At 58.3% G+C, this 20,862-nt stretch carries 26 protein-coding genes and 2 tRNA genes; 5 read left to right on the plus strand and 23 right to left on the minus strand.

Going from position 1 to position 20,862, the window contains the following annotated elements:
- Positions 1–197 precede the first annotated feature (197 nt).
- Positions 198–1,121 carry a GIY-YIG nuclease family protein gene (locus tag D6Z24_RS09285; protein WP_129126306.1) on the minus strand — a complete coding sequence of 308 codons (924 nt, stop codon included), beginning with the start codon at positions 1,119–1,121 and terminating at the stop codon, positions 198–200.
- A gap of 42 nt (positions 1,122–1,163) precedes the next feature.
- Here D6Z24_RS09285 and D6Z24_RS09290 point away from each other — a divergent pair, with 42 nt between their 5' ends.
- A complete protein-coding gene (locus D6Z24_RS09290) occupies positions 1,164–1,355 on the plus strand; it encodes a helix-turn-helix domain-containing protein (protein ID WP_129126584.1) in 192 nt (63 codons plus the stop codon).
- A gap of 223 nt (positions 1,356–1,578) precedes the next feature.
- Here the strand turns inward: D6Z24_RS09290 and D6Z24_RS09295 are convergent, their stop codons facing one another.
- The 13 genes from D6Z24_RS09295 to cobO form a co-directional block, all read right to left on the minus strand.
- On the minus strand, positions 1,579–1,905 hold the full coding sequence (locus tag D6Z24_RS09295) for a nucleotidyltransferase domain-containing protein (RefSeq protein WP_129126307.1): 327 nt from the start codon (positions 1,903–1,905) through the stop codon (positions 1,579–1,581).
- The gene (locus D6Z24_RS09300; RefSeq protein WP_162605102.1) at positions 1,887–2,285 is read right to left on the minus strand and encodes a nucleotidyltransferase substrate binding protein; all 399 of its coding nucleotides are present in this window, start codon (positions 2,283–2,285) and stop codon (positions 1,887–1,889) included. The genes D6Z24_RS09295 and D6Z24_RS09300 overlap by 19 nt, the downstream gene beginning before the upstream one ends.
- Before the next feature lie 94 nt (positions 2,286–2,379).
- Positions 2,380–2,456: transfer RNA gene (locus D6Z24_RS09305), tRNA-Arg, on the minus strand.
- A 51-nt stretch (positions 2,457–2,507) separates the two neighbouring features.
- Positions 2,508–3,023, minus strand: coding sequence for an adenine phosphoribosyltransferase (locus D6Z24_RS09310; RefSeq protein WP_129126309.1), 516 nt, complete (start codon positions 3,021–3,023; stop codon positions 2,508–2,510).
- Between the two features lie 16 nt (positions 3,024–3,039).
- Positions 3,040–4,029, minus strand: coding sequence for a sigma-70 family RNA polymerase sigma factor (locus D6Z24_RS09315; RefSeq protein ID WP_129126310.1), 990 nt, complete (start codon positions 4,027–4,029; stop codon positions 3,040–3,042).
- A 45-nt stretch (positions 4,030–4,074) separates the two neighbouring features.
- Positions 4,075–4,722 carry a protein-L-isoaspartate(D-aspartate) O-methyltransferase gene (locus D6Z24_RS09320; RefSeq protein WP_129126311.1) on the minus strand — a complete coding sequence of 216 codons (648 nt, stop codon included), beginning with the start codon at positions 4,720–4,722 and terminating at the stop codon, positions 4,075–4,077.
- A gap of 59 nt (positions 4,723–4,781) precedes the next feature.
- A complete protein-coding gene (gene surE, locus D6Z24_RS09325; protein WP_129126312.1) occupies positions 4,782–5,528 on the minus strand; it encodes a 5'/3'-nucleotidase SurE in 747 nt (248 codons plus the stop codon).
- A gap of 239 nt (positions 5,529–5,767) precedes the next feature.
- Positions 5,768–6,514 carry an RNA methyltransferase gene (locus D6Z24_RS09330; protein WP_129126313.1) on the minus strand — a complete coding sequence of 249 codons (747 nt, stop codon included), beginning with the start codon at positions 6,512–6,514 and terminating at the stop codon, positions 5,768–5,770.
- Positions 6,515–6,874: 360 nt separating this feature from the next.
- On the minus strand, positions 6,875–7,519 hold the full coding sequence (locus D6Z24_RS09335; protein WP_129126314.1) for a DedA family protein: 645 nt from the start codon (positions 7,517–7,519) through the stop codon (positions 6,875–6,877).
- A gap of 368 nt (positions 7,520–7,887) precedes the next feature.
- Positions 7,888–8,724, minus strand: a complete 837-nt coding sequence (locus D6Z24_RS09340) for a L,D-transpeptidase family protein (RefSeq protein WP_129126315.1) — start codon at positions 8,722–8,724, stop codon at positions 7,888–7,890.
- An 82-nt stretch (positions 8,725–8,806) separates the two neighbouring features.
- Positions 8,807–9,751 (minus strand): methylmalonyl Co-A mutase-associated GTPase MeaB, encoded by a 945-nt coding sequence (gene meaB / locus D6Z24_RS09345; RefSeq protein ID WP_129126316.1) that lies wholly within the window; start codon positions 9,749–9,751, stop codon positions 8,807–8,809.
- 218 nt (positions 9,752–9,969) lie between these two features.
- The gene (locus D6Z24_RS09350) at positions 9,970–10,374 is read right to left on the minus strand and encodes a cobalamin B12-binding domain-containing protein (RefSeq protein WP_129126317.1); all 405 of its coding nucleotides are present in this window, start codon (positions 10,372–10,374) and stop codon (positions 9,970–9,972) included.
- 35 nt (positions 10,375–10,409) lie between these two features.
- Complete coding sequence (gene cobO, locus D6Z24_RS09355; RefSeq protein WP_129126318.1) at positions 10,410–10,940, minus strand: cob(I)yrinic acid a,c-diamide adenosyltransferase; 531 nt, start codon at positions 10,938–10,940, stop codon at positions 10,410–10,412.
- A gap of 474 nt (positions 10,941–11,414) precedes the next feature.
- On the opposite strand from cobO, the gene D6Z24_RS09360 reads away from it, so the two are divergent.
- Positions 11,415–11,489 (plus strand) — tRNA-Val (locus tag D6Z24_RS09360).
- A 140-nt stretch (positions 11,490–11,629) separates the two neighbouring features.
- Here D6Z24_RS09360 and D6Z24_RS09365 read toward each other — a convergent pair.
- The 6 genes from D6Z24_RS09365 to D6Z24_RS09385 all read right to left on the minus strand — a co-directional run bounded on the left by D6Z24_RS09365 (position 11,630) and on the right by D6Z24_RS09385 (position 16,254).
- On the minus strand, positions 11,630–12,421 hold the full coding sequence (locus tag D6Z24_RS09365; protein WP_129126319.1) for a PAS domain-containing protein: 792 nt from the start codon (positions 12,419–12,421) through the stop codon (positions 11,630–11,632).
- A gap of 16 nt (positions 12,422–12,437) precedes the next feature.
- Positions 12,438–13,088, minus strand: coding sequence for an outer membrane protein (locus D6Z24_RS09370; RefSeq protein ID WP_129126320.1), 651 nt, complete (start codon positions 13,086–13,088; stop codon positions 12,438–12,440).
- Between the two features lie 157 nt (positions 13,089–13,245).
- Positions 13,246–13,638, minus strand: coding sequence for a response regulator (locus D6Z24_RS09375; RefSeq protein WP_129126321.1), 393 nt, complete (start codon positions 13,636–13,638; stop codon positions 13,246–13,248).
- 1 nt (position 13,639) lies between these two features.
- Positions 13,640–15,490 carry a sensor histidine kinase gene (locus D6Z24_RS09380; RefSeq protein ID WP_129126322.1) on the minus strand — a complete coding sequence of 617 codons (1,851 nt, stop codon included), beginning with the start codon at positions 15,488–15,490 and terminating at the stop codon, positions 13,640–13,642.
- A gap of 58 nt (positions 15,491–15,548) precedes the next feature.
- Complete coding sequence (locus D6Z24_RS21630) at positions 15,549–15,695, minus strand: hypothetical protein (RefSeq protein WP_198419532.1); 147 nt, start codon at positions 15,693–15,695, stop codon at positions 15,549–15,551.
- Positions 15,696–15,807: 112 nt separating this feature from the next.
- Positions 15,808–16,254, minus strand: a complete 447-nt coding sequence (locus tag D6Z24_RS09385; RefSeq protein ID WP_129126323.1) for a thioredoxin domain-containing protein — start codon at positions 16,252–16,254, stop codon at positions 15,808–15,810.
- A gap of 323 nt (positions 16,255–16,577) precedes the next feature.
- Here D6Z24_RS09385 and D6Z24_RS09390 point away from each other — a divergent pair, with 323 nt between their 5' ends.
- Entirely contained in the window at positions 16,578–17,393 is an 816-nt protein-coding gene (locus tag D6Z24_RS09390; protein ID WP_129126324.1) for a polysaccharide deacetylase family protein, read from the plus strand.
- 52 nt (positions 17,394–17,445) lie between these two features.
- The gene (locus D6Z24_RS09395) at positions 17,446–17,631 is read left to right on the plus strand and encodes a hypothetical protein (protein ID WP_129126325.1); all 186 of its coding nucleotides are present in this window, start codon (positions 17,446–17,448) and stop codon (positions 17,629–17,631) included.
- Positions 17,632–17,705: 74 nt separating this feature from the next.
- On the opposite strand, the gene D6Z24_RS09400 is transcribed toward D6Z24_RS09395, so the two are convergent.
- Complete coding sequence (locus tag D6Z24_RS09400; RefSeq protein WP_129126326.1) at positions 17,706–18,302, minus strand: hypothetical protein; 597 nt, start codon at positions 18,300–18,302, stop codon at positions 17,706–17,708.
- A gap of 103 nt (positions 18,303–18,405) precedes the next feature.
- On the opposite strand from D6Z24_RS09400, the gene D6Z24_RS09405 reads away from it, so the two are divergent.
- Positions 18,406–18,813: a bacteriohemerythrin gene (locus D6Z24_RS09405; RefSeq protein ID WP_129126327.1), complete on the plus strand. Its 408-nt coding sequence runs from the start codon at positions 18,406–18,408 to the stop codon at positions 18,811–18,813.
- Positions 18,814–18,819: 6 nt separating this feature from the next.
- On the opposite strand, the gene D6Z24_RS09410 is transcribed toward D6Z24_RS09405, so the two are convergent.
- On the minus strand, positions 18,820–20,019 hold the full coding sequence (locus tag D6Z24_RS09410) for a class I SAM-dependent rRNA methyltransferase (protein ID WP_129126328.1): 1,200 nt from the start codon (positions 20,017–20,019) through the stop codon (positions 18,820–18,822).
- Between the two features lie 292 nt (positions 20,020–20,311).
- Positions 20,312–20,686, minus strand: a complete 375-nt coding sequence (locus D6Z24_RS09415) for a hypothetical protein (RefSeq protein ID WP_129126329.1) — start codon at positions 20,684–20,686, stop codon at positions 20,312–20,314.
- Positions 20,687–20,862 lie beyond the last annotated feature (176 nt).

The following is a 20,862-nucleotide window of genomic DNA, read 5'->3' on the forward strand; positions in this document are numbered from 1 at the left end:
AATTGCTGCTGATAAAATTACAGGTTACACCTAACACACGTCCATATATTATTCACTTTGTCATATACCATGTCTGCACCGCAAATCTGACACGCAGGCTTACAACTCTTCGAATTTTCATTTCTATTATCGTTAAAGACATACTGCATTGCTAATAAGTCTTCTAACAGATCAGGTTTAGACATAAAGGCCTCCTACTATGTATCAAACTTTTGATTTGCTAAATAATTAGCCTCGTTGTATTCAATATTTAAATTAATGAACAAGAAATTATGGTATGAGATGACATACAGAGAAAAATCATCATGAGGATCAAGTCTATTTCTGAAGGTTGGTGATTGAAAAAAATAATCCCAATGTTTTTTTGCTTCTGATACATTATTTGCACTTCCAAAGTAACTTGCCAACGCAGCATACGACATTTCATACCCATTTTTTAGTGCTAATCTATGGCATTCAAGACCTTCATTAATATGATGGCATCTTCGTTGTGCTCTATCGTCGCCGAATAATTTTTCCCAAAAAGTACGATTATTATTAATTTCCGATTCCAATTGTTCTGCATAGTCAAGATGCGTTGAACCAAGCATATAATAAGATCTTATAGAACCAGCTTCAGCAGCTCTTGACCATAAAGCTATGCATTTGTTTACATGCTCCTTATACTCTTTACACGTTCTCTCAGGGCCTCTCCGCCAACCATGATACCAATACTCATACGCTTCACTTTCCAATCCGAGCCAAGCCTGTTGAGCCTGAATATTTGATCTACCTGATGGCCTCTCTTGAAGCAATGATTTAAATTCATCTTCGGACAAAGTACCTATAAAATTTGCTGTCGTTTCGATGACATTTATGGCAACGGAGACAGGTGCCCGGAAAAACTCTCGATTACTACTAACACGATACCCGTCTTTTTCCAGTAGTCCATGTGCGTATTTTTCGGCAAGGTCACAATCCGAGACGATGACACTGTATGCGACCATGAACTGCATAGGGACACCAGTGGCCGTAGAAAGTTCATTTGCTCGCTTGTCAGGGTTAACTCCTGTTTTTCCAACCTTAACAAGCCCCTCCAAAGCTGGGTTAATCAGAGCATAAAGATATCCAGGCTTTCCCATTTGAACCTCCTCGTTTGACAGCCGAAATAACAATACTACGATATTAGAGACTGTCAATATGAAGTATACACACGGCCAAACCTTTCCGAACTACGGTTAAGAGAGGTAAGAGAGTCATCTCAAGAAAAGTCAGCTGAGAAGGTAGGAGTTGATCCCAAACAGATTAGTAGAGTTGAGGGTGGCAAGAGCGCTCCGTCATTGGATACACTAGGGACTGAAGGGGGACACGTATAAGTTTATAAGATTCGGTAAGATAAATTTATAATCTTATACGCGTCCCTTTCTTTTCCGCGTCCCTTTCTTTTCCTTTCTTTTCTGAGGGTAGTGGGGACGTTGGTAAGTTATGTAAGTTTTTGGTATGAGTTTTAGGGGTGGAGAAGCTAGGGTCTGGCCTGCAAAGTTGTAAAGTCTGCAGTGCAGAGAGGGGATGCAGGCGAAATATGCGACATACTATGTTCTATGTCTCGTGCAGTGGGTAAAACTGCTTGCCATACAGCTCAATCGTTTTCCTTAACTTCGGCTGCGGCAACGTGTCGAAATGCAGCACGTCGAGCTTGAAAACGAGATCCAACGCATCCAATTCATCCAGCAAGCGGGAAAATTCACCGCTATCCATCTCAGGAGCGATCACGGCCAAGTCAATGTCGGAATATGGCTTTTCTGTCCCCTTGGCGCGTGAACCGAATATCGTCACCTTCTCTATATGGGGATACTTGCTGAAAACGCCGGCAAGCCCCAGATAGTGCCGACGCGCCAGACCGTAAATCAACTCTTCGTCTGCCATGACACCGCCTTTTGCGCAAGCTGCTGAAACAGGGATATCCCCTGTCCTACAACGAACGAGTAGACCTCCTCAGCCAGTTCCTCATTGTAGGTATGGCTGGTCAGGTTCCGCATCTTCTGCAGATCGCTCCAGGCATTACCGTCCTCAATGAATCCTGCTTCAAGTGAAGACTGCAAGGTCTCACGTGGCGTCTTTGGGAAAATATCCTCTTGCTCAAGGCGCAGCTTCAGCATTTTCCAGGCAAGTTCATGGGTAAACTCGAAACGCTGAATCACAGAGTCCCTAAGAAATTCATCCTTCGGTTGACTGCCGGCTTTTTCCAACTGAGCCAGAGCCTTGAGGTAGTCCGATACGCGTTCTTCCAGGCGCTCAGAATCCATGCTCAACTCCATATACTGACGGTGATGATCGTAGGATTATAGTTATCAAAAAAAATGGGTTACAGCAATGTTGCCGTAACCCATTTGATTGTTGTGGCGTCCCCGAGACGATTCGAACGTCCGACCCCTTCCTTAGGAGGGAAGTGCTCTATCCGGCTGAGCTACGGGGACAAGTCAGACGGACTTTATACATCAGCACCATCTGTTTTGCAAGATGTTTTATTAAAACTTGAGCAGCGAGAAGACCTTACCTTCGGGCAGCTTCTTCCGCCCTTCCAGGAACTCAAGCTCGGCCATGAAGCAGCACTCGACAAGCTCTACTTCCATGCTGGTGATCATGTCGACGACGGCGGCCATGGTGCCGCCGGTGGCCAGAAGGTCGTCGGCGATCAGCACGCGGTCGCCCTTGTTGAAGGCGTCGGTGTGGATCTCAAGGGTGTCGGTGCCGTACTCGAGGTCGTAGGTCTTCTTGACGGTGGTGGAGGGAAGCTTGCCGGGCTTTCTAACGAGCACGATGCCTGCACCCAGTTTGTACGCGAGGGCGGCGCCGATGATGAAGCCGCGTGCCTCGACTCCGACTACCTTGTCGATCTTCTGCCCGACGTAGCGGTGCGACATGAGGTCTACCATGCGCTGAAACGACTTGGCGTCTCCTAAAAGCGTGGTGATGTCTTTGAAGAGTATCCCCTTCTTGGGAAAGTCCGGGATGTTCCTGATGATGCTTTTAAGATCTTCCATGTCGAACGGCCGCTCCTTATTTTCCATTGTTTGCACTGCGCCCCATTATGTCGGTTGCTTCCACAATTTTTCTCAGTTTTTCCAGGGACTTCGCCTCGATCTGGCGGATCCTCTCGCGGGTCACGCCGAAGCTGCGCCCGATGGTGTCCAGGGTCTGCGGGTCCTTGTCGTCCAGGCCGAAACGGAGGGTCAGGATCTTCTTCTCGGCGTCGGAGAGGGTCTCGAACCACTGGGATACCAGTTCGTACTTGTTCAGGTCCTCAAGCAAGACCGCGGGGGAGATGGTCGAGGTGTCCTCGATGGTGTCGATGAGGAAGTAGTCGTTGTTCTCCCCCATCGGACGCTCGATGGAATAGGTCTTCTTCAGAAGCACCATGAGACGGCGCACGTAGGTGACGTTCACCTCGAGGGCGTCGGCTACTTCCTTCACCGAGGGCTCGCGGTTCATCTTCTGCACCAGTTCGCGGGTCACCCTGAGCATCTTGTTGATGTCGTCGGAGACGTGCACGGGAAGGCGGATGGTGCGGGACTGGTTCACCAGGGCGCGCTCGATGGACTGCCTGATCCACCAGGTGGCGTAGGTTGAGAAGCGGCACTCCTTGGAGAGCTTGAAGCGCTCGACCGCCTTGATGAGCCCCATGTTCCCCTCTTCGATCAGGTCGAGGAAGGGGAGCCCGCGGTTTATGTAGCGCTTGGCGATCTTCACCACGAGGCGGAGGTTGGAGACGATCATCCGGTCGCGGGCGGCCTTGTCTCCCAGGTCTATGCGCGCCGCGAGTTCCTTCTCCTCGTCTGCGGTAAGGAGCTTGGTCTTCTGGATCTCGCGCAGGTAGAGCTTGATGGCGTCATCGAAGTGCTCCACCTCGACGACCTTGATCTCCTCTTCCTCTACCTCGGCCTCTTCGTCCGCCTCTTCTTCGACCCCTTCGAGCTCTATCGCATCGGGGTCCTGCTCGGCGTCAAGAAAGAGAGGTTCCTTCTCCTCCAACAGTTCGTCGTTTTCCATGCAAGACTCCTTTGGCAAGGGTTTAGGTGTGTGTACAGGTCCTGCCTACGGTTCGTCGCTCCAGCCGTTTTTGCCGATCAATCTCACGAACCGGCAGTCGTCCGCCTCTTCGCGGGTCACGCTGCCGTCCATCCCCTTTCTTACCACCAACAGTTTCTGATCAACCCGGTCGCCGACCGGGATCACCAGGCGTCCGCCGGGTGCTAACTGCTCGATGAGGCACTCCGGAAGAAACGGTGCGCCCGCGGTGACGAGGATGGCGTCGAAAGGCGCTTCCTCGGGCCACCCTTCGGTGCCGTCGCCGATCTTCAGGTTCACGTTCAAAAGTCTCAGACTGTCGAGGGCCTTGCGGGCCTTCAGCGCCAAGGGCCTGATTCTCTCCACGGTGCAGACGCGATCGGCAAGGGTGGCCAGCACGGCGGCCTGGTAGCCGGAGCCGGTGCCCAGTTCAAGCACCTTCTCGCGTCCGGTAAGCGCCAGAAGCTCGGTCATGCGCGCCACGATGTAGGGCTGCGATATGGTCTGCTTCTCTCCGATCGGGAGCGAACCGTCGTTGTAGGCCTGGGCCGACATCGCCTCTTCGACGAAGATGTGCCTCGGCAATTCAAGCATGACGTTGACCACCCGCTGGTCGGTTATGCCGCGTTTCACCAGCTCGGCGACCATCCTCTTGCGTGCTACAGCTGAATTCATTCCACCCCCGATCTTTAGCAGCGGGGAAATATAACAAATGGCGTGCTAAAAGTCCAGCATCACGGCAATTCCCACGTTTCCAGCCGGCCAATCGCGGCGTGGTTGGTGAAGTCGATCTGCAGCGGCGAGACGGAGATGTGACCGCGAGAAACGGCGTGATAATCGGTCCCGGGTACGTCCTGGAAACTCAGATCGACGGTGCCGATCCAGTAGTAATTCCTGCCGCGCGGATCGACCTTGTCCACGATGGTCCCTTCGTAGCTCCTTCTCCCCTGGCGGGTGACGAGCGCGGGGAGGAGCGCTTCGGCGGGGACATCGGGGACGTTGACGTTCAGATAGGTGTCGCGCGGCAGCCCGCGCTCGACGACGACCTTGGAAAGGCGGGCGGCAAAGGCGGCAGCGGCGTCGTAGTTGTCGCCCGCGCCGCGCGTGACGAGAGATACCGCGATGGCGGGTATCCCCATGAGGGTGGCTTCCAGTGCAGCGGCAACGGTGCCGGAATAGGTGACGTCGTCGCCTATGTTGGCGCCGCGGTTGATGCCGGAGATGACCAGGTCGGGCCTGAAGGAGAGGAGGTTGTGGATGCCGAGGTTGACGCAGTCGGTCGGCGTTCCTTCCACCGAGAAGATGTTGTCGGCGATGCGGGCGGCCCTCAAGGGGTGGTGCAGCGTGAGCGCGTGCGAGACGGCGCTTTGTTCGCGGTCGGGAGCGACTACCACCACCTCGGCCACCTCGCCCATCCGTTTGGCAAGGGCGGCGAGCCCGGGGGCGTGGACGCCGTCGTCGTTGGTAAGGAGCACTTTCACGTGGTTCCCTCTCTGGTGGTTATCCCCGGCACGGTGCACACCTATCCTGCATCGGTCTTAGGGAATAAAACTTTAATTTATCTTAATTTCAAGCAGGCCACGTCCCCCAGACCTCGCCTGCGGCGTCGCCCTGTATGCGAGAAGGCGCCCTCCTCAAACAGAGGTGAGGCTGGAGGGGAAGGCGGATCGAGCCGCTGCGCTCCCCCTCCCTATCCCTCCCCCTCCGGGGGCGGGGACGCTTAGTCAGCATTTCCTTTCTTTCCCTTGAACTCGGCGCAGGCCCAGTCGATCTGGGAAAGAAGACCGCGCAGGGAGGCGACTTCGCGCTCGTCGAGTTCGGCACGGGAGAAGATGCGCCGCATGGTGCGCATCATGTGGTCCGGGTTCTGCGGGTTAAGGTAACCGATCCTCAGAAAGGTCTTCTCCATGTGGGCGTACATCGGCTCAAGCGATGCGGAACCGGCAAGCTCGCGGGCTTCCTTTACCGGGACCGGAGCCGCAACGCCTTTCAGGAACTCGTAGCAGAAGATGAGCACGGCCTGGGAGAGGTTCAAAGAACCGAATTCGTCCGCGGTCTCGATGGTGGACTGCCAGCGGCAAAGCGCCACCTCGTCGGTGGTGAGCCCGCTGTCCTCGCGTCCGAAGACGAGGGCCAGGCGGCTTGTCGGGGCGCAGGCGGCGAACTTCTCGACGATCTCGGGCGGTGTGTTGATCTCGCTGCGGTACTTGCCGTGGCGCCTCGTCGTGGCGACGGAATACTCGCAGTCGGCGATGGCGTCCTCGAGGGAGGTGAAGATGCGGGCGCGCTCAAGGAGGTCACGGGCGGAGACCGCGAACTTGATCGCGTCCAGGTGGTCTACCTGGCAGGGGTTCACCAGGCGCAGATCGGCAAGCCCCATGTTCTTCATGGCACGGCAGACCATGCCTATGTTGCCGGGACTCTGGGTCCCTACCAGGACGACGGAAACTCTTTGCTTCAAATCCATGCGGTACCTTTGTTCGTTGTGCGGAATGGCGACCCGATTGGGCGCGGCGGGCATTAGACCATAAAAGGGAGGCGGTTGACAATTGGCAATTGAGGATTGTTGGCATTGGGCGAGTTAAAGGCAAATCCCCCAGGCTCCCCCTTCGCAAAGGTTCATCCGGGAATTTGGTGGAACAGGCGCCTTAAGTCCCCCCTTCCCTTGCGGGAGGGGGTTAGGGGGTGGGGGAAGGTGCCATCATTTCCGTATCTTGCGGCTTCACCCACCCCCCGGCCCCCTCCCGTCAAGGGAGGGGGAGGCCTCAAAGGGCGATTCTCCCGGAATTTCATGAAGACCCTTCGCAAAGGGGGGAACGTCAGGCGGCTACACGCGTGGAAGGTGGTGGTTGGGTCTTGGGTGGCGGGGGCGGGACTTTATGCGGTTCAGACGGGCTCTCGCGTGCCGCTTGCGCCAACGGTGCACGACAAAGTGACTGGACCAGAAACAGGCGATGACTCCAGCTAGTACGAGCATCAGGTACGGCTCGTAACTCTCCAGATCTTCTATGAAGAGGGACGCGGTCTTGCCGAAGAGATAGCCGGCCAGGGAGAAGATGATGGACCAGGTTAGCGCGGAGAGCAGGTTCAGATACAGGAAGCGATGCGATGGAAAGGTGGTCATGCCCAGGATGATCGGGAGGATGATGCGGAAGCCGTAGGTGTAACGGGAGACGAACGCTACGAAGGTGCCGTAACGCTCGATGAGTCGCAGGGCTTTTTTGAACTTCCTGGCGATGGCGGTGAAAAACCGCAAGAGTTGGGCCCCTTTGCGGCGACCTATGTGGAAATAGAACTGGTCGCCCAGGAAGGAACCGACCAGGGCGGAGAGGATGACAAGGTATATATCGAGGTATCCCTGGAAGGCGAGAAAGCCGGCAAAGATGAGGACGGCTTCTCCTTCAAGGAAGGTGCCTAGAAAGAGCACCCAGTAACCGTGGACCTGCAAGTATTCCTTGAACAGTTCCTGCACGGCAGCTCCAGTTATGACAGTGGGGATTCGGCTGACTCAGTGACCGGGACACTTGGAGAGTATACCGCAAATTCCAACGGTCCCCCCTTAGCGGAGGCAGACTACGGGGTACAGGGGATTTCACCTCCATTGGATCAGGCAAACACCTACTGAAACGGCCAAAGCGAAGCAGACGCTAGGTGCCGAGCAACTGTCAATGTACCTCTAAGATAAGCAACTACTTGGAGTTGGGGTTTGAGCGGTGGGAACTGCGGAGCAAAGAGCAAATCCCCCCCGTCCCCCCTTCGCAAAGGGGGGAGCGCGAGGTCACCTGCGACGCTTCGTGGGCAAACTTCGCCGACTTGCTAAGAGTTGCAAAAACAGAAGGGCTACTTGCGGTAAACGGGGTTTTGGCCTCTGACCTCGACTACGGGGCCGTCTTCCAGTTCTTCGAGATTGCCGGTGTCGTCTTCGTACTCGTTCTCGCCTACGGCCCAGGCGTAGAATTTCTCGGAATCGAGCAGCACCGGCTTCTCGGGTATGCCGTAGACGCGGTTCTGCATCCCCTCGTCGTAGAGGCCCACGCAACCGTGGGAGGCGGGCTTGCCGGGGAGATCGCGGGCATGGATCCAGTAGGAGACGTTGTCGGGACCGATGTGGAAACGCATCGCGTTGTCCATCGGATACTGACCGGTTTCGTCCTCGGTCTTGTACAGGGAGGAGGTGTGGGTGCGGTGCCGCGCATCGATGCGGAAAACACCGACGGGGGTTTCATGTCCGGGCGCGCCGGTGGCGGCAGGGGCGGAGAAACGGAGCTTGCCGTTCTCGTAGGCGCCCATCCACTGCTCGGTCATGTCGATGAGGATGTATTTCCCGTAGCGCTTCGCCTCGGGGTACTCGGCGGGCATCGGGGTGTAGCTCCGCGCGGCGGCCATATCGACGGGAACCTTGATGGTCATCCCGGGATAGACGTGACGCCGGTCGATGCGGTTGAAGCGCGCCACGACGGGCCAGTCCTCGCCGTAAAGGGACTCCAGGGTCTCGTTGGGCTGTATGAAATGCCCGCGCCAGGCAATCTTGGCGAGACTCGGGTACTCCACGCGGGTCAGGTCTTCCTTGGCTGGATCTTGGGGATTCGCTCCGGGTAAGGAGATAGCGGAGGGGTTATATACGACGATGGAAAAAAGGACTGCCAGTACGACGAACGCCAGAAGCTTACGTAACATTCTTGCCTACTCCCAACCGGAAAACGACTAATGGGGCCTTAGGCCCCATTTCTGTGTTAATTAACACTTTTGCCGTGAGCGGTCAAGTAAAAGCGCTTTCCGCCATGACTTTCTGCACCGCGCTGTAGGGGTCGGTGCTCCTGTCGCGCAGCCCGTTGAGGATATCCTGGTAGGTGCCGTTCTCGCTGATGGCGCTCATGACGCTCTCGAAGAGCTCGTCCTTGAGTGTATCGGCGAACACCTTGGCGTTTCGTTCCTCGATCAGGCGCTGCAGGGCGCCCGACTCCTTCAGGTAGGTGCGGTGCGCGTCGAACTCCTCGACGAGTTCCTCGATGCCGACGCCCCTGCTCCCCTCGGTTTTCATGACGCGGGGAACCCAGCCGTCCTCGTCCGGGTGTTTCATCTCGAGCATGGTGGTGAGTTCGCGTGCGGTACGCTCGGCGCCGTCGCGGTCGGCCTTGTTCACGACGAAGACGTCGCCGATCTCGAGGATGCCCGCCTTGATCGCCTGGATGTCGTCGCCCAGACCCGGGACCATGACGACGACCGTGGTGTGCGCGGTGCTGACGATATCGACTTCGTCCTGTCCGACGCCGACGGTCTCGATGACGATGACGTCCATTCCCATGGCGTCCATGACGTTCGCCACGTCCATTGTGGAGCGGGAGAGTCCGCCCAGGGCGCCGCGCGTGGCGAGGCTGCGGATGAAGACGCCGGCATCGTCGGCGTGGCGGTTCATGCGGATGCGGTCACCGAGGATGGCGCCCCCCGAGAAGGGGCTGGTCGGGTCGATGGCGACTACGCCGACCAGGAGGTCGCGTTTGCGGTAGGCCGCGACGATCTGGTCGACGAGGGTCGATTTCCCCGCCCCCGGAGGACCGGTGATGCCGATGATGTAGGCGTTGCCGGTATGGGGGTAGAGGGTTTTCAGCTCCTCGACGGCGCTTTTGAAGCGGTCGTCGATGTCGCGCATCAGACGCGCGGCGGCACGGATGTCGCCGTCGAGCACACGTTCGGCTAAGGACATAATTACTCCAGAAAACGTTCTACGTTCTACGTTCTACGTTCTAGGTTCTACGTTAACAACAATCACAACTTCAACGCGGCGTTCATCGGTCAAGGAGACGTTACGGGAGCACCAAGTGATACGCCGCGGGCTGCCTTTTGGCAACTTGCGCGGCGCATGGGTTCGGTTCGGGTGGTAACGTAGAACGTAGAACGCAGAACGTAGAACGTCCGTTAGGTTTAAGCGTGGGGCGTTACGTTGTCGCGCACCCAGCCTACGATGGTCTCGGTGGAGGTGCCGGGGGTGAAGACTTCGGCGATGCCGGACTTCTTGAGCCCGGGGATGTCGTCCTCGGGAATGACGCCGCCTGCCATGAGCACGATGTCGGCGGCTCCCTTCTCGACGAGGATCTCTTTCACCGCGGGAAGCAGGGTGTTGTGTGCGCCGGAAAGGATGGAAAGGGCGACGCAGTCGACGTCTTCCTGGATGGCGGCCGATACTATCTGCTCCGGGGTCTGGTGCAGACCGGTGTAGATAACCTCGAAACCGGCATCACGGAAGGCGCGGGCGATGATCTTCGCCCCCCTGTCGTGCCCGTCCAGACCGGGCTTTCCTACCAACACGCGAACTCTTCTTTCTGCCATGGCAAACCTCCGCTATCAGTATATTGAATGGTAAGTTATTTCTCGATGCCGACGCGCGCGTTGACGCCCGCCTTGTAGTAGTGCTTGATCTCGCACATCTCGGTGACCAGATCGGCCGCGGCGATGACGCGCTCGTGCGCATTGCGGCCGGTAAGAACGAGTTCGACCTTTTCCGGCTTCTTCGCCATGAGATCGAGCAGCGCTTCCACCGGGACGAGTCCCATGGAGACGGCACCGTTCACCTCGTCGAGGATGACGAGATCGTACTCCCCTCCCTGCACCTTCTCGGCAGCAAGTGCGAGCGCCTCTGCGGCCAAGTCCTTGTCGGTCTGGTGCGGGTTGTCCTTGTTCACCCAGCCGGGACGCCCGGTCTGGATGATGGTGAGAAAAGGCGCGAGTTTCTCTGCGGCCATCTGCTCACCGTAGGGCCCGCCCCCCTTCATGAACTGGATCATGCAGACCTTCAGCTCGCGACCTACGGCACGCAGGGCAAGTCCCAGCGAAGCGGTGGTTTTCCCTTTGCCGTTACCGGTATACACCTGAATAAGACCGCGTTCCAGTTTCAAAACGACACCTCTTGGTAATTGTGCGGGGCCCCTATCGGCATGGTAAGAAAGGTTTGCGCTGACGCTAACGGAAGCCCCTCGAGACGCCGCACTATAGCAACAGCCAAAGGACCGTGTCAAGGCGAAAGAGGTAAAATCTAGAACGATGTTAGCGCGTAAAGTGACGACATTACCGGCTCGTGGGGACGGCTTATATCCACTCCTCCCCCTGCCGCACAGCCCATCCCCCCTCCCGTCCACCGTGCATGCCGTTTCATTTTCGCGACTCGTAAACCCATGAGGTGGCGAAGGGGTACAGAAAGAGGAAACCACGTGGAAGGTTATGGCAGTGAGGATATTTTCCTATCCGGCAAGTACGAATAAGTATCAGCGCCAGCGTCAATACTTGTCCTTCATCGGCCTTGAGTGCGGCTTGAGCGGCGATAAACAGTCTTGACATCGATTGGGCCATCTGGTACATACACAGAACACATCGGGCGATTAGCTCAGCGGGAGAGCACTGCCTTCACACGGCAGGGGTCACTGGTTCGAACCCAGTATCGCCCACCATGATAAAAAAGCAAAGGCCAAGTCGAATGACTTGGCCTTTTTCTTTTCCACTTGCTGCTGGTGAATCGTCGTGATCTTTCCTGTCGTTGCGACGCCCTCACCTCACCCCACCCCTCTCCCGGCGGGAGAGGGAGCAGAAATCACCGGTCGGTGATGTCGCGGTCGATGCCTCGGAAACCGCAAAAATTCCCGTCATCGTCGAAGATGGGAATACCGCTGCTCTCTAAAAGCACTTCCTTGCCGTCCTTGCGCAGATTCACGTTCTTCAGATTATGGAATGGCTCGCGCCTTGACACGATGTCGCCAAACACCATGAGCAACCGCTCCGCCTCGTGACGCGGCATGAGGTCGAAGGGGGTCTTGCCGAGCACCTCTTCGGGACCGTAACCCAGAAGGTCGTACACCTTGGGGCTTACGTAGCTGTACACCCCCTTCTCGTCCACCTCCCAGACCCAGTCCGAGGTCACCTCGACGAGCGTTTTGAAGCGCCGCTCGCTCTCCCTGAGCGCGTCCTCGGCCTGCTTCTGCTTCGTGATGTCCAGAAGCACCATGCGGCACTCCTGATGCGCCACGGAGGCCTCCATCGCCAGAAGCACCGGCGTCCCGTTTTGCAGCCTCACCTCGCACTCGAGCTTCCCCTTGCTACGCCGCACCCGCTCCAGACACTCCAGAAGCGAGGACCGGTCCCCCTTGGCCACGAGGTCGAGAAAATCCATCCCATGCAGGACGATCCGGTCCCGCTTCAGAAGCGAGCAGCAGGTGAGGTTGGTCTTCACGATGCGCCGTTCGAAGTCGGTGGAGAGATAGCCGACCGGGGCGTTGTCGTAGAGTTCGGCGTACTGGGCCATGGCGCGGTCCAGTTGAGTGTAGGCGTCCAGCAGTTGCTGGTTCTGCCGTTCCAACTCATTATTTTGGGCGTTGGAATCTGCCATGCGGCCCCCGAAACTATCAGAACTTGAGCCTGAGACCTACGGTCGCATTGTGGGTGGTGAGTTCCATTTTCGTGTCGAAGAAGTTCGCCTCGGTGGTGCCGAAGTACCGGTAGGCAAGATCAAGAGAGAGCTGACGGTTCAGCGGAATCTCAAGACCGCCCCCCACCTGGTAGGCGAAGACGACGTCATCGTCGGATAGATAGGAAAGCTCGTAGCCTGCATTGTCATAGGCGTAGGTGTCGTTCAGATGCAGGGCCGCGAACCCAACCCCTCCGCCGATGTAGGGGGTTATCGGGGTCTGGTTGTGCAGGTCGAAAAACACGTTGGCCATGAACGCAGTCGTATCAATGCTGCCGTTGGCAACGTTGTACCTGCTTGTCTGGTCGGTGATCGTGTCGAACTTGATGTCCTTGTAGGAGACTTCTCCCTCGAAACGGACCCCGCCGAAATCATACCCCATGACACCGCCCACGTTCACGCCGGGCTGGAACGAGATCCTGTCGTTGAACAGGGTACCGCTGCCGAAGCTAGTTGCATCGGTTTTCTCGGGGACGGTTACGCCTACGAAGCCGCCGATGTACGGTCCCTGGCGGAACGGGGCCGCCGATGCCACGGCCGGAAGTGCGAGTGAAGCGGCAACGAGGATTGCTAAAGTTGTCTTTTTCATGGATTTCCTCCTTCTGTTTGCAGGTCTCTTCTCAATCAACGGCAATAACAAAGAACATGCGGTGAAGTATACAGCGTCCTGCGGCGCTTTGTACAGTTTTCGTTATCTACAGTGCAATACAGCGAGCACCTTTGATGCAGTACCGCGGGCTTCTTTGTCAGCCGCGGCAGGCATTGACAGCTTCCAGTGACTTTTCTATGGCTGTAAAAAGATCCTTGTAATCAACCGGTTTCGCGATGTAATGGTCGAGGTGGAAACCGGTTCCGACGCTGTGTTCGACGGTTGCCCTGCCGGTGTCGGCCGTGATGAAGATCAACTGCACGTCAGGTTTTATGGCCCGCAGAGCCTGGACCATGGCTATCCCATCCATCTCGGGCATGTTCACGTCGGTGATCACGATGTCGAAGCTCTCCTGCCTGAAGAGATCGACCCCTTTTCTGCCGTTGTTCGCCGTGCGGATCTCCATGTCGACGTACTTGCGCTGCAGCACGACGCCCAGTATCTCCAGGGTATCCCTGTCATCTTCAACGACCATCATCCTAAGCTTCATATCAAACCTCGATCCTGAACTCGGCGCCGCCCGGCACGTTGCGCGCGGTGAGCACCCCTCCCATATTTTTTTCAATGATGGTCTTGGACATGAAGAGCCCTACGCCGGTTCCGGCCTGCGGCCCTTTCGTGGTGAAATACGGGTCGAAGATCTTGTCGATGATCCCCTCCGGGATCCCCCCCGCGTTGTCGGTGACCACCACAACCGACCTATCCTTCTCCTCCCCGATGGCGATGACCACCCGCGGTGACGCGACGGCGCGCTCGACGAAGGCGTCGCGTGTGTTCAGCAGGATGTTCAGGAGCACCTGGGAAAACTCGTTCGGGTACCCCTCGATGCACGGGTCGCCATCCTGCTTCACCTCCACGGCAATATTGAGCGACTGCAACCATCCGTCCACGAGGGAGAGGGTCTTGCCGACCTCATCGGCGATCCTGAAGCGCACCTTCTCCTTGTCCGGCCGGAAGAAGCTCCTGAAATCGTCGATGGTCTGCGACATGTGCTTCACGATCTGCATGGTCTTGCGCGCATGTTCTTCCAGGTATTCCCGGTCGACCTGACCTAGCTCGTAAAAAAGAGGCGGTTGCTGGACCATGAGGCCAAGGGCGTTCAGCGGCTGGCGCCATTGGTGGGCGATGTTGCCGATCATCTCCCCAAGGGCAGCCTGACGGCTTTGCTGGGTGAGAAGCTGTTCCTGCCTGCGCAACTCCTCGAGGGCGCGGATCTTTTCTGCGGTCTCGCTGCGCAACTCGTCCATGGCGAGGGAGAGCTGCCGCTCGGCAAGATCGCGCTCCGTCTCGCGCCGCTGCAACAGATGCGACGCCTGCACGAGCGCCTCGGCCACCTCGGTGGTCTCCTTGACCGACTCGCTGCGTATGCTCGTCACCACCCTCCCCTGCCCTATGGCCAGCGCGGGCTCCACGAGGCTCAGCACGTCGTTGGCGATGCGATGCCCGATGAAGATGGCCAAAAGGAGGCCGAGCATGGAAATGGCGGCAACCCCGGCGACGGCCCACGCCACCCATAGGTAGATCTGGTGCAGAACCAGCCCCTTGGGCACCCCGAAGGCGACGGTCCATCCTGAATAGGAAGACTTGGCGAAGGCTGTGAAGGCCTCTTCCTTCGCCGGGAAGGTCTGCATGATACTCCCCTCGCCTGCCGCGGCGGCGGCACGGCGCAGCTCTAGGCCGGCCTGCTTTCCGACGACATCGCCGAGATTCCCGGTGCGCGCCGTGATGACGCCGTTGCGGTCCAACACCGCGCCGTACCACTCCTTGAAGACGTTTCTGCTTTGCAAGATCGTGGAGAGTTTTTCGGACGAGAAAGTCATGGAGAGATCGAAGGCCACGCCGCCGTCGATGATGACGGGAACATCTATGGCGATGAGCGGTCGCCTGGTGACGGCCCCGATGAAAAGGTCGCTCACCTGCGGCTGTCCGGTCTCGAAGATGCGCCGCACCATGCGGAGGTTGCTGCGTTTGGGAAGCGTGCTCCCGAAGGGGCGGTAGGTGTTGACGAGCTGCTGCCCATCCCGGTCGGCGATGACGATGTCCGCACCCGGGTAGTTCCGGAGGATCTCCTTGCACTGAAGATAAAGCGCGGGTAGGTCCCTGCTCCTGAACGATGGGGATGTGGCGAGAGCGGCGAGCGACGCCTGGACGTTGGCAAGTTCGCGGTCCACCACGAGGGACATGGCGCGCGCGTTCACCAGCATGTCGCGGTTCACCTGGTCCAGTTTGGTCACGTAGGCGTGGCGCACCATTACCGTGGCCAAAAGCCAAACGGGCAGCACGCACGCCGCGACCAGGAAGCAGAGTTGTAGGCGGATTGTGGACTTCTTGTTTTCCGGCATTGCGGTCCTTTACTGGGCCGTTACTGTCTCAGCGGTGCTTTCCCTGCCAGGTGCAGCGTCACTCGAGCATTTCGGCAAGTATGGCGTCGAGGCTCTTTCCCAGGTAAAGGTTTTCCAGCAGTTTCTGCAGCGTCGTTTGAATCCCTTTGTACTGGCAGTTCGCCACCAGTTGGTTCTCGAGAATCTGCAATTGATCTCTGGTCATCCTTCCTCCTTTTCTCATTATCGGAGCCGCCGACACCAATTCTGCCAAAGGCGCGTTTTCTGTCAATGCGCCCAGTAGGAAAAAAGCTGAAGGATTACAAGATGAAGTAGTGTTAAGCTGATGGTTCCCAGCGCCTGAACCAGGCGAGGAGCGCTTCGGCTGATTGAGCACCAGATATCTGGTCCACGGTCTTTGCGCCGCGCAACAGGTGGGTCACCGGGATCCCTCGTACCCCGAAGCGTGCCGACAGGGTCGGGCTGTCATCGCAGTTCACCTGGATCACGGCGGCCTTTCCGGCCAGAAGTTCTGCAGCTTTTCGCACCGCCGGTGCGAATGAGACGCAGTGGGGTCACCATGGGGCCCAGAACTCGACCAGCACCGGCCCGTGGTAGGAGGAGAGGAAGGGGTTGAAAGTGGAGTCGTCCAGTTGCAAGGGGTGGGTGTAAAGCGGAGGAAGTTCGCCGCGGCAGCTGCCGCACTTGCCTGCGATGCCTTCCTTGTCGGAGGGGACGCGGTTCTTGGCGCCGCATGAGGGACACCTGATTTCGTAATTTTGCATGGTACACCTCCTGTTGGTTTTTCAAGTATAAAATGCGCTGGGGCTTGTGGGGTCTAGTCGGTAAATCCCCTCTATCCCCCCTTCGCCAAGGCTACGGGGGGCAGGCTCCCCCTTCGCAAAGGGGGGAACGTTTTGGCGCGGTCGGTGCTTCGTGGGCGGCAGCGCCTCCTTCCCCGGTTTGTATTCTACCATCCCGCGGGGTCGGCGCAGATTGATATGATTCTCGAGGATTCTCCCGTTTCAAATTTACGAAGTTTCTGCTATGTTAGGTCGTTTGCTTCGCCCCTCGACCAGGGGAAACTATAACGGAGGTTTTATTCCGCATGAAGTTCCGCATCCTGTTCCTTCTCCTTGCCGCCCTCTTCGCCGCTACCGGCGCACAGGCGGCGCCCGCCGCAAAGGCCGCCCCGGCCGCCGTCACCCAGGGAGTCCACGTCCCGATCCTTCTCTACCACCGCTTCGGCCCCACCGTGGCCGACGGCATGACGATAAAGACCTCGGTCTTCGAGGAACACCTGAAGTACCTGAAGGCGAACGGCTATACCGTGATCCCGCTCAGGAAACTGGTGGACTATTACCTGAAAAAGGGACCGGCACCGGCACCCAAGTCCGTGGTCATCGTCGAGGACGACGCCCACAAGTCGGTCTACACCGACATGCTGCCGCTCGCCAAGAAGTACAACGTCCCGGTCACCGTGTTCGTCTACCCCTCGGCCATCTCCAACGCGAAGTACGCGATGACCTGGGAACAGCTGAAAACGCTGCAGAAAAACGGCTTCGACATCCAGTCGCACACCTTCTGGCACCCGAACTTCAAGAAGGACAGGAAGAAGATGGCTCCGGCCGAATTCGAAAAGTCGGTGCAGACCCAGTTGAAGAAATCGAAGGCGCGCCTCGAGGAGAAGCTCGGCACCAAGGTCGACCTTCTGGCCTGGCCCTTCGGCATCTACGACGACTACCTCCTGAAGCGTGCCGCCGAGGCCGGCTACGTCGCCACCTTCACCATCGAAGCGCATCACGCCGGTCCGAACGACCAGGTGATGAAGCTGCCGCGTTACCTCCTCATCAACGCGGACCAGGGGAAATCCTTCGCCCGCATCGTCGAAGGGACCGCGCCCAAGCGCAACATCGTCTACTGACAAGAAGGGGAGCGGCTCTAACGCCGCTCCCCGCTTATGTTCGGTGATTAATATGAGTAAAGAAGAAGGGTGCGGAAACAACTGCAAGAAGCACCCGTGCGAGGACTGCAATTTCTGTCAGTGGTGCTCCGATGACAGGTGCAGGATGTGCAGAGGCAGGCAAAGCGGCAAGAAGAAGCTTTCCATCGCCGAGCAGATCGCCCTTTACGAATCGCTGAACCGGAAGAAGCCCGCCTGAATCATCCCCGATCCGCGAATAGCGCCGTTTAAAATCCTCAAGTAGTCATCCCCTCGTCCGAAGAGAAGCTTGAGTCAGATGTCGGTCCCCTGCCGCACCTGCACCCTGGTTACCCTGACGCGCGGCTTCACGCCGGTCAGCTCGTGATAAAGCGAGGCCAGGTAACGCACGGTCACCACCTTGTGGAGGTACGACTGCGTCCAGCCGTAGAGGAGCTTTCTGAGCCTCGACGGTGTGCGACTGCCAAGGAGCAGCGGGCAGTAATCCGAGAGCCGCACCGTGACACGGATACCATCCCCGGCCGGTGCGGTTGCCAGCGAGAACATGCCGCTGTCGCACTCGCCGGGCTGCACCAGAAACCCGCCGCTGATGTAGAGGTGCACGGCATGCGCGTTCTCGATGGTCTCGAAGCGGGGGGGAGCGAAAGAAAGCAGGGAGAGACCTGGACCGCTGACGCGAAAGCGTACCCCGTCGGCGTCGGCAACCGGGGTGATCATACCGAAGGTGGCGCGGCGCACGACCTTGAAATAGTGCTCGAGCAGGAACGGGGGGGCGGCGCGAAGCGAGACCGAAGAAGGAAGGTCGATCCACTGGACCGAGAAGACGGAGCTGTCCGGAAGCAGTATCTGCTGGTGAAAGATCTCCAAGTGCTTTGTCGGAGGGTGTGGCATGAGGGCTCCGGATACCGCGGCAATGACAGACGGCAAAAGATACCACAGAGTACCGTAATTTGGCACGCATCAAAAGACAGGAGCACCCCGAAGGGAGAGGTTCATGGAAATAGTGGCATGGTCGGATAGTCTCAGCCTCGGCATCGCGAAGGTGGACGAGCAGCACAAAAGGCTGATCCAGATGATGGAAGAGCTGGACGAGGCGATCAGGAACAATCAGGGGGCGGACGTGGTAGAGGACGTGCTGACGAACCTGTTCAACTACGCCCAGGCCCACTTCGCGGTCGAGGAAGAGCTGTTCCGCAAGCACAAGTATCCGGAGATGGCGCTGCACGAGCTGGAACACCAGCGTTTCATCGCGAAGGCGTTCGCCTTCAAGGAGCGCCTTGGGAACAGCAAGCCGGGGCTCGCCCTGGAACTGCTGAATTTCCTCTCCAGCTGGGTCTTGAACCACATCGAGCTCACCGACAAGCGCTACGCGAAGTACCTGCGCGACTGCGGCGTGAGCTAGCGGGACCTACCCTTTCACCGCGACGACGTATTTCAGATAACGCCCTTCCGCAAAGGTCACCGGGTACGGAAAATCCTCCGGCTGCCCGGTGACCGCAATCACCTGCAACTCCGCCCCACCCTGCAACGCCCCCCTGCGCAGTTCCTTCAGGTAATCCGCGAGATCGACCTTCTGGTGGTTCGACGAGGTGATGAGGAGTCCGCCGGGCTTTAAGAGCCTGAGCGCCGAAGCCGCGAGGTCGGAAGTCCCGCCACGCGTGGTGAAGCGGTTCTTGGAGGTGGTCGAGAATGAGGGGGGATCCATGAGGATCACGTCGTAGACCTTCTTCTGGCGCGCGAGGTCGTCGAGCGTGGCGAGGCAATCCCCCACCAGAAACTCGTGGCGCTTGGGGTTCAGCCGGTTCAGGTTGAAGTTTTCCCTCGCCTGCGCCATGTATCCCGGGGACGCGTCCACGCTGGTGACGAGGCTCGCCCCGGCCGCGGCCGCCGCCACGGAAAAGGCGCCGGTGTAGCTGAAGAGGTTCAGGAAACGCTTCCCCTTCACGCGTGCCATCAGTTCGCGGCGGTTCTTGCGCATGTCGAGGAAGAGCCCGGTGTTGAGGCCGCGCTCGAGGCTCACCTGGAAGACGAGTCCGTTCTCGCGCACGTGGTGCGGTTCCGGCGCGGAGGTGCCGGCGAGGAGATGGCCGTACTTCTTGGAATCGCCGGCCGCCTCGAGCTCACGCGTGTTCTGGGGGCGCACCTTCTCGTAGATCCCGGCCGGTGCGAGGAGGTCTTCGAGCGCCTGGGTGACGAGCTTGAGGTGCCGGCGCCAGCCGGAGCAGTAGATCTGCACCATGAGGTAATCGCCGTAGCGGTCGACGGTTAAGCCGGGAAGGCCGTCCCCTTCGCCGTTCACGAGGCGGTAGGCGTCGGAATCCTCGAGGTCGGCGTGCTGCTTTCTAAGCTGCACCGCGCGCTCCAGGCGTTTCAGCACCCATGCGCGGTCCAGGCGCATCCGCTCGCGCGACAGCACCCGCGCCACGATCCGGTCTGACGGGTCAAGGAGCGCGGTGGCGAGGAAGGCGCCGGAGGCATCGACCAGTTCCACGAGGTCCCCGGCCTCGCCGGCCGGCCATTTCCTGGTATAGGCATCGGCGATGATCCAGGGATGCCCCAGTTCGATCATCCGCACCGACTCGCTTCCAACGACACACTTCTTTGACACGTTCACTCCTTTAGGGAAAGGGGGCTCGGCCCCTCGTTTCCGTACTGCCTGAGGCCCTAAACTGTATCTTTTTTTGCACATTAGGGAAAGGTGGGCCTTTGCTGCAAAAAGGCAAATCCCCCCTGTCCCCCCTTCGCAAAGGGGGGGACGCTAGGCGCGGGCAGCGCTTCGTAGGGAGCGGTGCTCCCTCCACTCAGATATGAAACTGGACATTACTGGATGAAGCAAAAGAAGGGGCGGCGCTCCCGTGAGGAACCCCGCCCCTTTTAGACGACTTGTGAAAGCACTACCCTTAGTGGGTTACCTGACCTGCCTGCTCTGCGGCCATGGCGGTACGTGCCTGCTCCATCGCTTCGAATTCCTTCAGCTTCTCACCGAGCCAGAAGTGCAGCTCGCGGGCGGTCTGATGGTTCACGACAACACCGTTGATGACCTGACGCACGAGGCTCCTGCCCAGATCGGACGGCTCAACCTCGGTCTCCGGACCAATCTGGCCGGCCTGGGTGATCTCGTGGCTGATGGCGTTCGGAAGCGGCTGACGCTCAAGGTAGAAGTTGATGACGAGCTCGCCGCGCGGAGAGATCCCGCCGTGGGCACCGTTCACATAGACGGGGTTGTAGTCGTAGGTGAAGATGTATTTAAAGGTCATTTCGTTCTGTTTGGACATGCGGCTGCTCTCCTTTGGCTGATGGCATTGAATAACGGCATGCGACTTATAACACGGAGCGCCCCCGGAAGGCAAACAAGAATGTAAAGGGCGCTAATGTCGGGCTGCGGCGGCTAGGCTCCTCCCCCCGGAGGGGGGAAGCCGGAGCCTTGGCCCCTGCGCTCCCCCTCCCTGAC

It is taken from the genome of Geomonas oryzae (genome assembly GCF_004117875.1).
Classification (GTDB): domain Bacteria; phylum Desulfobacterota; class Desulfuromonadia; order Geobacterales; family Geobacteraceae; genus Geomonas; species Geomonas oryzae.